At 45.5% G+C, this 13763-nt stretch carries 15 protein-coding genes; 12 read left to right on the top strand and 3 right to left on the bottom strand.

The window, feature by feature from the left end:
• From PLA23_RS04250 to PLA23_RS04220, 7 genes are all read left to right on the top strand, one after another.
• Positions 1 to 340 (top strand): C69 family dipeptidase (locus PLA23_RS04250; protein ID WP_324474144.1); only part of this gene is annotated, 340 nt, incomplete at its 5' end.
• On the top strand, positions 295 to 1023 hold the full coding sequence (locus PLA23_RS04245) for a C69 family dipeptidase (protein WP_324474142.1): 729 nt from the start codon (positions 295 to 297) through the stop codon (positions 1021 to 1023). The genes PLA23_RS04250 and PLA23_RS04245, both read left to right, overlap by 46 nt.
• Positions 1024 to 1220: 197 nt before the next feature.
• Positions 1221 to 2348 carry a hypothetical protein gene (locus PLA23_RS04240; protein ID WP_324474140.1) on the top strand — a complete coding sequence of 376 codons (1128 nt, stop codon included), beginning with the start codon at positions 1221 to 1223 and terminating at the stop codon, positions 2346 to 2348.
• Between the two features lie 124 nt (positions 2349 to 2472).
• Positions 2473 to 3042 carry an acylphosphatase gene (locus PLA23_RS04235; RefSeq protein ID WP_324329300.1) on the top strand — a complete coding sequence of 190 codons (570 nt, stop codon included), beginning with the start codon at positions 2473 to 2475 and terminating at the stop codon, positions 3040 to 3042.
• A 988-nt stretch (positions 3043 to 4030) separates the two neighbouring features.
• Positions 4031 to 4705, top strand: coding sequence for an AAA family ATPase (locus PLA23_RS04230; protein WP_324474146.1), 675 nt, complete (start codon positions 4031 to 4033; stop codon positions 4703 to 4705).
• Positions 4698 to 4976 carry a DUF234 domain-containing protein gene (locus PLA23_RS04225; protein ID WP_324474138.1) on the top strand — a complete coding sequence of 93 codons (279 nt, stop codon included), beginning with the start codon at positions 4698 to 4700 and terminating at the stop codon, positions 4974 to 4976. The genes PLA23_RS04230 and PLA23_RS04225 overlap by 8 nt, the downstream gene beginning before the upstream one ends.
• A gap of 30 nt (positions 4977 to 5006) precedes the next feature.
• Positions 5007 to 5267: a hypothetical protein gene (locus PLA23_RS04220; RefSeq protein ID WP_324474136.1), complete on the top strand. Its 261-nt coding sequence runs from the start codon at positions 5007 to 5009 to the stop codon at positions 5265 to 5267.
• A gap of 101 nt (positions 5268 to 5368) precedes the next feature.
• Here the strand turns inward: PLA23_RS04220 and PLA23_RS04215 are convergent, their stop codons facing one another.
• Positions 5369 to 6406: a DUF2117 domain-containing protein gene (locus PLA23_RS04215; RefSeq protein ID WP_324474135.1), complete on the bottom strand. Its 1038-nt coding sequence runs from the start codon at positions 6404 to 6406 to the stop codon at positions 5369 to 5371.
• A gap of 166 nt (positions 6407 to 6572) precedes the next feature.
• Between PLA23_RS04215 and PLA23_RS04210 the strand changes: the two genes are divergently transcribed.
• From PLA23_RS04210 to PLA23_RS04200, 3 genes are all read left to right on the top strand, one after another.
• Complete coding sequence (locus PLA23_RS04210; protein WP_324474134.1) at positions 6573 to 8198, top strand: DUF6398 domain-containing protein; 1626 nt, start codon at positions 6573 to 6575, stop codon at positions 8196 to 8198.
• A gap of 110 nt (positions 8199 to 8308) precedes the next feature.
• Positions 8309 to 8533, top strand: coding sequence for a type II toxin-antitoxin system HicB family antitoxin (locus tag PLA23_RS04205; protein ID WP_324474132.1), 225 nt, complete (start codon positions 8309 to 8311; stop codon positions 8531 to 8533).
• A 75-nt stretch (positions 8534 to 8608) separates the two neighbouring features.
• Positions 8609 to 8761, top strand: coding sequence for a hypothetical protein (locus tag PLA23_RS04200; protein ID WP_324474131.1), 153 nt, complete (start codon positions 8609 to 8611; stop codon positions 8759 to 8761).
• Between the two features lie 3 nt (positions 8762 to 8764).
• On the opposite strand, the gene PLA23_RS04195 is transcribed toward PLA23_RS04200, so the two are convergent.
• Together PLA23_RS04195 and PLA23_RS04190 are read right to left on the bottom strand one after the other, a co-directional pair.
• Positions 8765 to 9424, bottom strand: a complete 660-nt coding sequence (locus tag PLA23_RS04195; RefSeq protein WP_324474129.1) for a metal-dependent hydrolase — start codon at positions 9422 to 9424, stop codon at positions 8765 to 8767.
• Between the two features lie 9 nt (positions 9425 to 9433).
• The gene (locus PLA23_RS04190; protein WP_324328675.1) at positions 9434 to 10045 is read right to left on the bottom strand and encodes a response regulator receiver protein; all 612 of its coding nucleotides are present in this window, start codon (positions 10043 to 10045) and stop codon (positions 9434 to 9436) included.
• Positions 10046 to 10297: 252 nt separating this feature from the next.
• Between PLA23_RS04190 and glyS the strand changes: the two genes are divergently transcribed.
• Positions 10298 to 12016 (top strand): glycine--tRNA ligase, encoded by a 1719-nt coding sequence (glyS, locus tag PLA23_RS04185; protein WP_324328677.1) that lies wholly within the window; start codon positions 10298 to 10300, stop codon positions 12014 to 12016.
• The coding region (locus PLA23_RS04180) for a DEAD/DEAH box helicase (RefSeq protein ID WP_324474127.1) at positions 12016 to 13763 on the top strand (1748 nt) is incomplete at its 3' end. The genes glyS and PLA23_RS04180, both read left to right, overlap by 1 nt.

Here is a 13763-nt window from a genome sequence, read left to right as displayed (position 1 = left end):
GAAACCGGAGGATGGTGACCTGTACTGGGCATACGTCTTTGGCGTTGGTGAATATTCACATCCCTACTATTCACAGAGCAGAGTATGGAGAATCTTTGACCGGCTGGCACCGTCACTGGGGCTGTCTCCCTATGTCGAAGGCCCGTTCTCAAAGGCATATCCCTTCTCAATAAAGCCTGATTCACCGGTAAATATCACGAATGCCTTATCCATCTTCCGTGATCACTACGAGGGAACAGTATATGATCTCACTGCTCCGCCTGCAGGTGGTCCGTTCGGGGATCCCTACCGGGTATGGGGCCGTTTGATCTGCATGATGCTCCCTATGAAGGACAACTAAAACCCGGATCCTGGCCGAGACCAATCTCAACAGATCCCTGCGGATACTCTTATGTCTGCCAGGGCCGATCCTATCTCCCTGATCCCATAGGAGGTATCTGTTGGCTTGGAATGTCATCTCCAGCAGAGACGTGCTATCTTCCCTTCTATGCCGGAATATATGACGTACCAGAACCGTATAAGCAAGGTTCCCACTGGACCTTTGACTTAAACACCGCATTCTGGCCATTTGAACTGCTTCAGAATTATGCACGGCTCATGTACAGCTACATGATTCCTCAAATAAAAGCGAAACAGGCACAAATTGAGGGGGCGGCAATTGCAAACCAGTCGGTCATTGAAGCAAAGGCAGTTGATCTCTACAAGACAAACGAACGTTCTGCACGTGAATTTTTGACAGAATATACCCGTGAAACGGCTCTGAATGCCCTCAATGAATGGAAAGCACTCATGGGTGAGATGATCGTAACCTATAGGAACGGGAATTACAACGATGTTGAGAATAAGACTATCACGAATATCGGGTATCCGGACTGGTGGTATGAGTATGCCCGGTACCAGTACGGGCCGCGGGTGTACGATATAGAGGGATTAAACGCGATACCTGACGTGAAGTATGTTGGAGAAGAAGTGAATATCACCGGAGATCCGATCGCATACATTCAGACGTATCAGACCGGATAGTATGAGGGATATTCCTTGAAAACAAAAAAATCCATTATTTTGAAACATATCACCAGAGTTATTGGATATGCTGAAGGAGAGGCACTGATCACCTCGGGCTTTATAAAGTCATCTGGTGAATGCTGTATATTCTCATAGAATTTCCAGGATTTTCGGCCACATTCTTGCTGGACAGCATTATCCTGGAAAGATAATGCGTGATAGAACATCTTTTTCTTCTCCCGGTGAAATATTTAGGAATGAGCCCGGCTTTAGCAAAGGGATATTTAATAGACGATTTTACGGACTCTTATGATTTTATCGGGGATGCACTTTCAAAATCCCTGATTTATGAGATTTATTCAGAACTTGAAAAAATATGGGCAAATGAGCCGGACAACCCGAATCTGCCTTTTGACTGTGAGAGTCTGCTTGCAATTCTTGGTGAACATGAAAAAGCCATTGCATGTCTGAACCATATCCAAGGTCACTATGGCTTTGGGATGCGTCTGCTCAGACAGACCTATCATTATGCGTGTTTACACAATGAGAACGGAGTTAAATCTTCATTGGATCCCCTCTTTACCCATCCCCGGGATGAGCATACGAAGGAGTGTGCTTTTATCGCTGCCGGTCGTCTGGGTGATCGGGAGACTGCAGCACGACTTTGGAAAGAACTGCTCAAAGAGAAAAACCTTGAGAACCTGAAGATCTCAAAGGACGTGTTAGACGATCCAGACTCGTTTAATTGTATTGCACACGTGCACATCAGGGAGTGTCATGAAGGGGTCAGGTATCTGTACCAGTATGATATCAGGGAAAACCGTGATGTTGAACTATACGCCCTGATATCAATGATACATTACAAGATGGGACTTATTTATAACTCAATTATTGATTTAATCTTAAATGAGGGGCCATACGAGTCATTTTCTGGCATGATCACCGCTCTTGCAGTCTCCGGCGGGGCATACTCCTGGGTTGCTGAATACCGGGATATGGTCACTGTCGATGATCCCCGGGTGTATAAGGAACTGATTCTGCACCTTGAGGGTATTCGAAAATTCAGGACATTTTTTTCCATCGGTGAAAGGCTTCTTACCATATCAGAAAAAAATTTCCAGCCTGATGAACAATTCCTGCATTCTCTTGTCAGGGAAACCGGAGGAGATTTGTACCAGGTATGTACGCTCCTGGAATTGTTCACCCGTTCGGCAGGAGATGCTGACTATGCACAATTATTCGATGTTCTCCTAAAGATGGATCCGGATATCGCAAAAAAATCGGTGATCCGAAAAGAGATGGAGGGATATCTCGGACCGCGACCACCGTTTGATTACCTGTAATGAATTCAGAACAGATAATTTTTTGTGGCTGATGCTGCTATCTGAGTACCCCCCTTGTATGAACAGTCCATATCAGAGCGTGCCTTATAGAGAGGGTAATAATAGGGAAGAACATAATACTGGTATGGACTTTGACCAGTTGATTCGTCTCAGCATACGGGTATCAGGGACGGTGCAACGGGTAGGATACCGGCATATTGTTCAGAATATTGCACGAAAACACAATATTACCGGTTCTATTGAAAACCTTGAAGGATATGATGTGAAAATTATCGCCGAAGGTACACGAAAGGATCTGAAGGCGTTTGTCCAGGCGATAAAAATATGTGAATTCCCCATACAGGTTGAGTGTATCGAAAGTACTGAAGAACCATATATCGGCAATTTCTCGTATTTTGAGGTAATTCGGGGAACTCCTGAAGAGGAACTTGCTGAAAGACTGGATTCTGCTATCGCTATCTTTTCACGGATGGAGAAAAAACAAGATCAGGCTCTTGAGATGCATAAAGAATCCATCAGTCTTCAGAAAGAAACACTGAATTTACAGAAGGAAACTCTGGATGAAATAAAAGGGACCAGATCAGATTTAGATAAAGGTTTTAATTCTGAACTTCGTGAGATGCGTGAAGAGCTGAGGGAGATTAGAAATGCTCTGATTCAGGCTGGAATTATGAATGCAGTAAAAGGGCTGTGACAGGGTTACCAGGATTTCCCGGCATTCTCCTTCTCATGCGATATATCGCACACATCTCTGTATCGGTTATGTGCCATTTCCCAGGATCTGTACGAACAGGAAAATTTCTCCCTCTTTTGTATTATCGCTGTTTCACACAGATTTCGGACTCCAGAACTCGGAAAGGCGAAATCGTCCACTATTTCAATACTCTGCGCCTGATTCAGAAATATTCTGATTAGATCATGGTTTCGGCGAAGTTATCCGGAATAAATTACAGCCACCTTTTTCTTCTCTATAATTCAAGAGGTACGACTACGAATACCCCATTTTTTCTCTCAACAATCCTGTGTATCAATCAGATACAGAAATAACTTCATATAATCCTCAATTTCACGAACTTTACACCTTATTTCAATCGGTTTTTCGGCAGAAATAAGAACGAAAGGCTTTAGTAAATCGGATATACGTCCATACGTCTGATTCTCTAACTTTCTTTTCGCATACGTAATTTTCATATCCGCCCCATCCAGAGACGGATGTGATCCGGCATCACGGATCCAGAACGGCAATGTCATAGTAGATACCACAATCTGTAATGGCCGTATTCTCATGCTCCATGAATACATCCTCGGTATGAAAGTAATTCTGTAGGCTTCGAATACTGCTGCGAAGCGACTTATTCATAGGGAGGGAAACCAGAAATGGCTTTTTTTGGAAAAATACTTCCATTTTGATGTGCGAGGTATGAGGCATCTTTCCGTTTGAACCGTGAGTATCAGATGTCTTGAGGGTAAAGCGATAATAATTAGATCCAAAATAATTACAAAAATAATCATATAAAATTTTATGGGAGGTTACCGGAGTTATCCCTCTTGAATCATTTATATGAGAGATCCTCATCATTTATTGTCATAACTGGCAGGAGAAGAATTGGAAAAACCGAACTCATTAAAAAATTCATGGGGGATCATGAAGGCATCTATTTTTTTGTAGTTCAAATAAGAGTATTGACCTTCTTTTAGCAGAATTCACAAAGGCCCTCGGTGAAAAACTCAACCTTCCATCATATATCTCATTTCAAAACCCGGAAGAGTTTCTTGAATTCCTCTTTGGAATTGATCACAGATTCATCATTGTGTTTGATGAATTTCAACGATTTCTTGATATATACTCACCCTTCATTACACAATTCCAGAAATTCTGGGATTTGAAAGGGAGAAGTTCAAATCTTTTTCTGATGATATCTGGTTCATCTATCGGAATGATGAGGAAGATTTTCATAGACTCAAAATCGCCTCTATTCAGGAGGGCAGACTCAATTATTACTTTGAATCCCTTTAAGGCGACAGAATGTTTTCAAATAATGCACGATATCGGAATCAGAAATCTAAATGAGCAAATGAATATTTATATGCTCTTTGACGGAATCATCTTTTATTATCACATCTTGGAGAAATTCGAATGTAGAACGTTTAAAAAGACTCTACAAACCCTCATATTTTCTGATCTTGCCCCCCTCTCACATGAATTATCTTTACTGCTCATTGAAGAGTTTGGGGGATCACATGTGAGGTACGAGATTCTTGGTGCTTTGGCAGAAGGGAGAACGACGCATAAGACCATTGCTGATCTCACACACATTGCCCCAAACTCTCTCTCCGTACCTGAAAGAATTGACTGATATTCTTGGGATTATTGAATACAGGATTCCAGTAACAGAAAACCCCATTCGGTCAAAAAAGAAGAGATATTTCCTGAAAGACCCTTTCATTCGATTTTACAGTAGATTCATTTATCCCAATCAAAGCAGGTATGCTATTGGTCAGTACGATGCTCTCATGAAAAAGGTCCTCCTGGAATGGGATGGATTTGCAAGATATATTTTTGAGGATATGGTTCGTGAAGAATTATCGGTTTATTTATCACATGAATTTGACAAATTCGGGCCATGATGGAACAGAAGGGGTGATAAGATCGATCTGGTGGCTATCGGACCTTCAGGTTCTTTGGTATTGGAAATTAAAAACAGAACTATTAACAGGAAAGATGGAACTCGGATCATTGAGGAACTCCACAAAAAGACAGATCGTATTCAGGGTATCACTCACCCGATCAGATTTGGACTGGCAGCCCGGTCTCTGGAGGGTAAGGAGGAATACCATAAGAACAGGATTCGTGTCTATGATCTAAAGGATATTCTGGATTTGGCAGCATACCCTTTGGAAGGAAATGATTTGGAATAGGGATACAATGTATAGTTTTCCTGAAAAGGAGTGACTGGGATGATGACCACATAAGAAGAAACGGTTACTCTTTCCTTCTTATTCTGCAAAAATTGTTCATATTAGTATTCCCGGTGCACCACTTTCACCCGGCCATCCAGATCTCTGATTATCTTCTCCACCCACTCATCCCACACCACCGGTTCATCCGAAACCTTCCCGGCAATCTCAATACCAACGTCATCATCCCGTTCATTGATGGCCTGCAGAACGACACTTCCCGGGGCATACCCCTCCGGCACTATCCCATCAATATCCCCGTCGGTTATCCCAAGAACCGGAATGCCCCGGAAACACCCGATATGACCACAGATTGAGGTTGTATCATCCCCGATGGTGACAATCCCGCAGATATCAGGATCAAAGGATCGGTAGCAGGCCATGGCTGTATGATCAATGACAGCAATACGCCCTTTTCTAACCTGGCGTTCTCCTTTCTTTGGCCGTGATATCCGGATATTTCCACTCTTACACCAGGCTTTCGATATATCCGGGTACCCAAACCGGATGAGTTTCTCAACTCCGTGATCTTTGAGTTCTATACCTGATATGGCCTTTATGGTTCCATCCTGAAGAGATATCACTGCTTCTTCACCGGTTGCATAGCCGATGATGATCCCGTTTACAAAGACCGGTTCACCAGGAAGACACCCTCCGATGACCCGTGTATCAGGAGGATAGGTTTCATGATGATTCCCTGATTTGACCGGATATCCGGTTATCTCTGAAAGCCATGCAGAGAGAGAGGGATCACCAGGTTCCCAGGTAAGGATCTGGCAGGTCCCGGGATCGATAAGTATGAGCCCCTTATCTTTAAGGTGTGAATGAATGATTGAACCAAATCGATGGGCAGAAGCATTGGTTTTTGCCCGGTGGACGAGAACAGCCTGATCTCCTGCGTATTCTGAAAGGATTTCACTCGGCCTTCTTCCGTCATAGATGACTGCAAGTCCTGATTCCTCTGCAGCAGTCCGGGCCATCACACCAGCAACGAGAGATAACCGGGGGTGAAGCAAAGAGATGAGGCGGGATGCATCACCGTAGTCAAAGACGTCGGCTCCATGAAAGATGAGGGTAAGAACTGGTGAAGAGAGTGCCATAGCTCCTGGGATGTTCGTTGCTTGTACTTTTTGTTATTGTCCTACATAAGCAGATCAGCAGAGACAGGACCGTTTTTGGTGTCTACGGAAATCCACGGATTTTTCCGCTGTTATGCACGTCTTTTTTTCGAGCTATCACAAAAACTCTTTATATCATCCTGATAAGATGAATACGCCACCAATTCACGTACTGACAGGTATACATGACACTATATCAGGTTCAAAAAGAAACACCATACGTATGATGGATCAGTATCCCACCCCTTTCCGCATCGATCCAAAACCATCGTATGATCTCATCACGAAAACATGGTTTCCTGGTTTTTCAGGTCACGTCCTCTTTACTTATCTTGACGATGACGAAAAAGAGTATGCAGAGCAGATTATACTGGATTTTACCGGTTTTATTCTGTACTATCAGGATTGTACTCCGGAGAACTGGTCACCTGCTGTCATCGAGCGATGTCTTTTAAAGGATTTTCCCCGGAGTCTTGCCCGGACCGAGGAGTATGAATATGCCATCTTCAATGTTCTTTTCAACTTCTTTGCCTATCTTAGGGAAGAAAACCTTCTCCCCGCAGCAGATGACCTGTTCAGTCATGTCATTTCGATAAAAGATGAGTTCGACAAGAGAATGGGAGATACTGACCTGTATAGCCCAAGGAAAGCACTCATTATCTCCTCATTGAATGAAGGGATACAAGAGGATGATTATGATGCTATGATTGAGTATTTTAACCAGGTTGGATCTCGGGAATTGGCAGATATTGATGCAGACACGGTAGAAATTGTAAATAAAATCATGGGAACATGGGTTCTTCCTTTTTCCGATTCACGATATATGTCTGATGTTGAAGGTGCCAATGGAGACGACCTGATATTTGTTACTTCATTACTGATAACCGGGACATTGAGTAATAGACCGCATATGCCACCATCAGATTGGGATACAGAGATAATATTCGAATTTATTAAGGACCAATTAGCTCCACACCCCATTCCCAAAAAAATACGGGAAAAATGCATCCCAATCCTCCATGGATTCTTCACATTTCTGGCTGATCAGAACCTCCAGCCACATGCTCGGGAGATTGCCAATGACATCCTTCCCCTGCAGGAGATGATGATTACCAAAGAATCGGATGAGGATGTTTCTGATATGGAATTCTTCCTGGTTCAGTCTTTACTAAAAGCAGGTGTTGACATATCTGATGAAGAGGCAATTTGTGATTTTTTAGATGAAAATACAGAAAAATTACTTCAAAAATTTATTGAATCCTCCGATGCGGAAGAACTGAAGAAACTCATGGGAAACACCAGTGCATCACGGAAACAGATACCGAAAACCCAGAAAAAACCGGACGATATCTCATCAATACCGAAAGCAAACCGCGAATGGTTTATAGCCATAACTGAAATGACCGACACATTCTGCAATGAACGGCTGGATGACGAATATGCCGGGATATGCAGGCATGTTGCGGGAAAACTTGCACGAAAACGAGATAATAAAATTACCAGGGGAAAGAGAGAGATCTGGGCTGCAGGAATTATTTACGCAGTCGGACAGATGAACTTCCTGTTTGATAGTTCATTTGAACCATACCAGTCGGCTGATGATATCTGCCAGTACTTTGGGACCCGTAAAAGCACGACATCACAAAAAGCAAAACTCATTCGGGACCATATCGGGATGAATGATTACTGGGATCCCGAATATTCCACATCGCACATGCAGAACAACAATCCGTTCGAGAAATTTTGTATGACAAAGAACGGATTTATTGTTTAAATACACCTACATGCTAAAAGTCATAAACAACAGGTAATTATCTTGCACCGTCACTGGGGGCTTACACTTTATAGGTATGAGTGATACAAGGAAAATAGGAGAACATACAAATGTACATAAAATTTGAGTCATATTTTGACGGAAATTACTGGTATGCGAGAGGCATCGGGGTGGATATTTTTACTCAGGGAAAAAGCCTTGATGAACTTATGAATAACATTCAGGAAGCTGTTGAACTGCATTACGAAGATGAACTGGAAAGAGGTGAGTCAATTACCATTCTGACCTTGCAGGAATACGAGGTAAAATCACATGCAAGAGCTGCCAGTTGTTAGTGGGAAAAAAACTCATAAAAGCTCTTCAAAAAAATTGGTTATAATGTAATAAGACAGAAGGGCAGTCATATTCAGATGCGATTAGAATCAGATCAAGGTATTCATACAATAACTGTTCCCCTCCATGATGAAATTGCTCCGGGCACACTCAACGATATAGCTGGGAAGGTTTCCCTATGGACGGGTATTCATAAAAGAGCATTAATTGAACAAATAAAAGAAGAATAAATTTTATTTTTTTATCTCATACTCCAAACCGGGCTCCAGAATTACTGGTTTCATATCGGTTGTCTCATTGATAGCCCGGGCAAATTCCGAGACATCCTGCTTGATTTTATCGAAGGTATTGTAATGAATCGGGATAACAACCGGTGCTCCGATAAATTCTGCGGCCATCATTCCCTCACGGGGGCCCATCGTAAACCTCCCTCCGATGGGGATAAGAGCCACATCAGGATGGTACAACTCACCAATAAGACGCATATCTGAAAAAAGGCCGGTATCTCCCGCATGGTAGACGGTTACCCCATCTATCCGAATGACAAAACCCGCTGCAGTTCCTCCATACATACCGATACCTTCATCCTCTATCCAGGATGAATGCAATGCCTGGGTCATGGTAAACGAGATACCATCAACGATAATCGTTCCCCCGATATTCATCGCCTCCGTTATACACCCTTTGCCCCGGAGGTAATGGGCAATCTCATTATTCGTGATGATCGGGACGGTATATGATGCAGCGATCCCCATGTGATCAGCATGGGCATGGGTGACGGCGACATAATCCGGTCGTATCCTGATCTCACCATCCGGGATAAACGGATCAATCAGGATGGTTTTGGAACCTCCCAGTACGACACAGGCATGGCCAAGATATGTAATCTTCATAAAAAATAATCAGGTGATATCGATCAGTTCTGCTTCGGTGATATCAATGGACTCGCCAAAGGCATCCTTTGTTGCAGAAGTGGTCATACTCTCGGTCAGATCACGATCTTCCATCACATCGCGGATGCGTTCAAGGTAATGATCCATCTCCCGGTCAACCATAGCCTCAAGAACATGGCGGTATTCCCGAAGCGTTGACGGGCTGATACCCAGCTCCTCGCTGATCTCCTTCATGGTCTTCCCGGACACCAGAAGTGTTTCCATCTGGTTCCGATCAAACGGCATTTTAAAGTCCAGTTCTCGAAAGAGCTTCATTCTGACACGGGCACGGGCGACAGTCTTGGAGAGCTTTTCATCTCCGAGCTCCCGTGCAATCTCCGTATCATTTTTTCCCGCATAGTAGGCACATACCAGCTTTGCCAGCTGAATCGGTTTCAGCTTTGTCTTAAAGAATCCCTGGTCCAGAAGTTCACGCATGATGAGTGCAATCTCCCGTTCAACCGCATCGCTGTCACGAAGGGTACCATGGATCTTCTTCATCGGTTCCACAATCTTTGTGTTACCGGTCATATTTGCGAACAGTTTTAAGAGCTGTTCTTTCTTTGCAACCTCTTCAGGCATGAGGAATCACACACATTCGGGATACCGATATAGATACCGCTGAAATTATTTAAGTTTGTTGGAATTTATGAGAAATAAGACCGAAATCTATTATATAATCATACGGGATCATGCTTCTGCGAGGGAATCGAATCCTGCTTTTCTGAGGACATGGTTTATCAGTATCTTAAAAACCGGGCAGAGGGAAGGCAGATACATACAACAATCTTCATCGTGGTTGAGAGCAATATGTAACCCGGTTTGTGATCCCAGATGAGCGATGTCTTTGATAATGTGATGGATCTGGCAAAACGCAGAGGGTTTGTCTGGCCAACGACAGAATGCTATGGTTCGGTTGCAGGGTTTATTGATTACGGCCCTCTTGGTACGCTGGTCAAACGCCGTATCGAAGACCTCTGGCGCCAGTTCTATGTGATTTCGGAAGGATATTACGAGATAGAATGCCCAACTATCGGCCAGGAGGCCATGTATATTGCCTCAGGGCACGTCAAGGGATTTTCCGACAAGATGTGCCAGTGCCCGGCATGTTCCGAATATCTGCGGGCAGATCATATCGCGGAAGCCCATAATATACCAAATGCTGCCACCCTCTCCTGTGAGGCGCTGGCAGAAAAGATATGCACTCTCCCCTGTCCAAATTGTAATGAAATTTTGGGAAATATAGAGGTGTTCACCTTTAACCTGATGTTTCAGACGACTATCGGGCCAGGCTCGCAGCGAAAAGGTTATCTACGACCTGAAACTGCCCAGGGTATCTTTGTTGATTTCGGCCGGCTGCTCAGGTTTTACCGGGATAAGCTCCCCTTTGGTACAGTCCAGATTGGGCGATCATACCGCAATGAAATATCGCCCCGTCAGGGAATGATACGGCTTCGTGAATTCACCCAGGCTGAGGCTGAGATCTTTGTCCACCCGGAGATGAAGGACCATCCGAACTTTTCCAGGTATGCAAACTATGCATTCCCGCTTCTCTCATCAGAGCAGCAGCTGAAAGGGTGTGAAGCAAAGACCTATACGATGCAGGACGCGGTGGCAGAGGGAGTCATTGCAAACGAATATGTCGCATACTACTTAGCCCTGACCCACGAACTACTCGTAACCATAGGCGTGATCCCTGAGCGGCTTCGGTTCCGCCAGCACCTCCCCGATGAACGGGCCCATTATGCAGAAGACTGTTGGGATGCTGAGATCTTCTCTGAACGGTTCGGATGGGTTGAGACGGTGGGTATTGCAGACCGGACCGATTATGACCTGAAGGCACATGCCGAGCAGAGCGGGGACTCCTTTACCGCATATATCCCGTTTGACGAGCCACGAAAGGAGATGAGGCGGGTTATTACCGCCAATATGGGTGTGCTTGGCCCGAAATACCGGGGTAAGGCAAAGGCAATCGCTGATGCCCTGCAGCAGGTATCCCCCGGACCGGACGGGGCGACGGTTGTTGTTGATGGGGAGGAGATCTTTGTCCCGGCTGACCTGTATGAGGTAAAGGAGGAGGAAGTCGAGGTTCGTGGGACTGATGTCAGACCCCATGTCATCGAGCCCAGTTATGGGATTGACCGGATGATTTATGCTGTCCTTGAGCACTCCTACCATGAAGATGAGGTCGATGGTGAGATACGAAAGGTCATGCGGTTCCCGGCGCGGATTGCACCCGTGCAGGTTGCTGTCTTCCCCCTTATGGCCCGCGACGGTCTTGACGTTATGGCAAAGGAGATTGCACGGACCCTTCAGATGCAGGGGATCCTTGCCGAGTACGATGATTCAGGTGCCATCGGACGGCGGTACCGAAGACAGGACGAGATCGGAACACCCTTTGCCGTGACAGTGGATTATGAATCACTTACGGACCAGACGGTAACCCTTCGTGACCGGGATAGTATGCAGCAGGTGCGGGTAGTACAAGACCGGCTTGCTGATCTGATCCCAGCCCTTATCAGGGGCAAAAGCTCATTCTCTTCACTCATCTGATGGAATATATCTCCCATCCCTTTATTGTCCCGGAGACGATGGAGAAGAGAGCCTATCAGTTCTCCATCTCCATGAATGCTCTTGAGAGGAACACCCTTGTTGTCATCCCGACCGGTCTTGGGAAGACAGCAATTGCGCTTATTGTTGCAGCGTCCCGCCTGTATCAGAACGGGGGGAAGGTGTTGATGATGGCACCGACAAAACCCCTCGTCGAGCAGCATCTTCGGTATTTTCAGGCACATCTTGCGATTCCTGGTGATGATGAGAGATTTGCGATGTTTACCGGAGAGGCCTCACCGGAAAAACGAACCGCTGAATGGATGGCGGCATCGGTGATCCTGGCAACCCCCCAGGTCATCAAGAATGATCTTATCGCAGGCCGGTACGATCTGACTGATGTAACGCTTCTTATTGTGGATGAGGCACACCGGGCAGTCGGAAATTATGCCTATGTCTTTTTGGCCGAACGATATATGCAGACCGCACATGATCCGCTCATCCTTGCAATGACGGCCTCGCCTGGAGGGAACAAGGAAAAGATTGCCGATATCGTAGAGAACCTGCATATCAGTGCGGTTGAGAGCAGGACAGAACAGGACCCTGATGTCCGGCCGTATGTGCATGAAAAGGAGATTGAGATCATCCATGTCGATCTTCCTCCTCAGCTGAAGACAGCGCTTGACGACCTGAAGGCACTTGTTGGTGATCGGCTTAATCAGCTAAAACAGGCAGGCTTTCCGGTCACCGATCAGACATCCCTTTCGATGAAGGCTCTTCAGGAGATTTCTGCCATTATTCAGCAGCGGATTGCAGAACGGGATGCAACCGGGTTTGCCGCGGCAAGCATCCACGCCGAGCTGATGAAACTTCGGCATGCGATCGGGCTTGCTGAATCACAGGGATGTATGGTTCTGAAATCATACCTGCACAAGCTCCTGGCCGAAGGGAATGCACCGGGAGGGTCTAAGGCATCAAAGCGGATTGCATATGATCCCCGGTTTATACAGCTGATAAACCGATCCATTGAATGGAAAGAGGAGTGTCACCCAAAGCTCCTCATTCTTCCTGATCTGGTCATATCCATCCTTCATGAATCCCCAGATACCAGAATCATTATCTTTGCTACCTACCGGGACACCGTCAAAATGATTGTGGATACGCTCAAGGCAGCAGGGATTTCTGCCGAGCGCTTTGTCGGAAAGGCAAACCGGGATCAGGAGAAAGGACTCTCCCAGAAGCGGCAGATCGCAACCATCAGCAGGTTCCGGGAAGGAGAGTTTCCGGTGCTTGTTGCCACATCGGTTGGTGAGGAAGGGCTTGATATTCCCTCAACAGACGTTGTCATCTTCTATGAACCGGTCCCCTCGGAGATCCGCAGCATCCAGCGGAAGGGAAGAACGGGACGTCACAGTACGGGGCGGATTATTGTTCTGGTTACCAGAAAGACGGCTGATGAAACCTTCCAGATCGTCTCACGAAGACGGGAGAAGGCAATGGCAACCGGTATGAAGCATCTGACCGGCCAGGAAAAAAAGATCCTCCAGACAGCACTTCCAATCGATCAGGGTGAGCTGCAGAAGGCAAAAGAAGTTCAGGAAGAGTTCTTTTCTGGTCCGCGAATCATCATTGATGACCGTGAACTGGTCTCAAAGGTGGCCGAGCACCTCTCATCCGCCGGGGCTGTGATCCGTATCGAGCGGCTTTTTCAGGGAGACTATAAGATTGGTGATCGTATCCTTGTTGAACG

Origin of the sequence: Methanospirillum sp. (assembly GCF_035406105.1) — an archaeon.
Lineage (GTDB): Archaea > Halobacteriota > Methanomicrobia > Methanomicrobiales > Methanospirillaceae > Methanospirillum.
This window is presented reverse-complemented; position numbering and strand designations above follow the sequence as displayed.

What these genes read in the sequence shown, in the direction of transcription:
- PLA23_RS04245 (WP_324474142.1), top strand. Translation starts at nt 295, where the DNA reads ATGGGGCCGTTTGATCTGCATGATGCTCCCTATGAAGGACAACTAAAA.
- PLA23_RS04205 (WP_324474132.1), top strand. Translation starts at nt 8,309, where the DNA reads ATGTACATAAAATTTGAGTCATATTTTGACGGAAATTACTGGTATGCG.
- PLA23_RS04215 (WP_324474135.1), bottom strand. Translation starts at nt 6,406, where the DNA reads ATGGCACTCTCTTCACCAGTTCTTACCCTCATCTTTCATGGAGCCGAC.
- glyS (WP_324328677.1), top strand. Translation starts at nt 10,298, where the DNA reads ATGAGCGATGTCTTTGATAATGTGATGGATCTGGCAAAACGCAGAGGG.
- PLA23_RS04195 (WP_324474129.1), bottom strand. Translation starts at nt 9,424, where the DNA reads ATGAAGATTACATATCTTGGCCATGCCTGTGTCGTACTGGGAGGTTCC.
- PLA23_RS04200 (WP_324474131.1), top strand. Translation starts at nt 8,609, where the DNA reads ATGCGATTAGAATCAGATCAAGGTATTCATACAATAACTGTTCCCCTC.
- PLA23_RS04210 (WP_324474134.1), top strand. Translation starts at nt 6,573, where the DNA reads ATGAATACGCCACCAATTCACGTACTGACAGGTATACATGACACTATA.
- PLA23_RS04235 (WP_324329300.1), top strand. Translation starts at nt 2,473, where the DNA reads ATGGACTTTGACCAGTTGATTCGTCTCAGCATACGGGTATCAGGGACG.
- PLA23_RS04190 (WP_324328675.1), bottom strand. Translation starts at nt 10,045, where the DNA reads ATGCCTGAAGAGGTTGCAAAGAAAGAACAGCTCTTAAAACTGTTCGCA.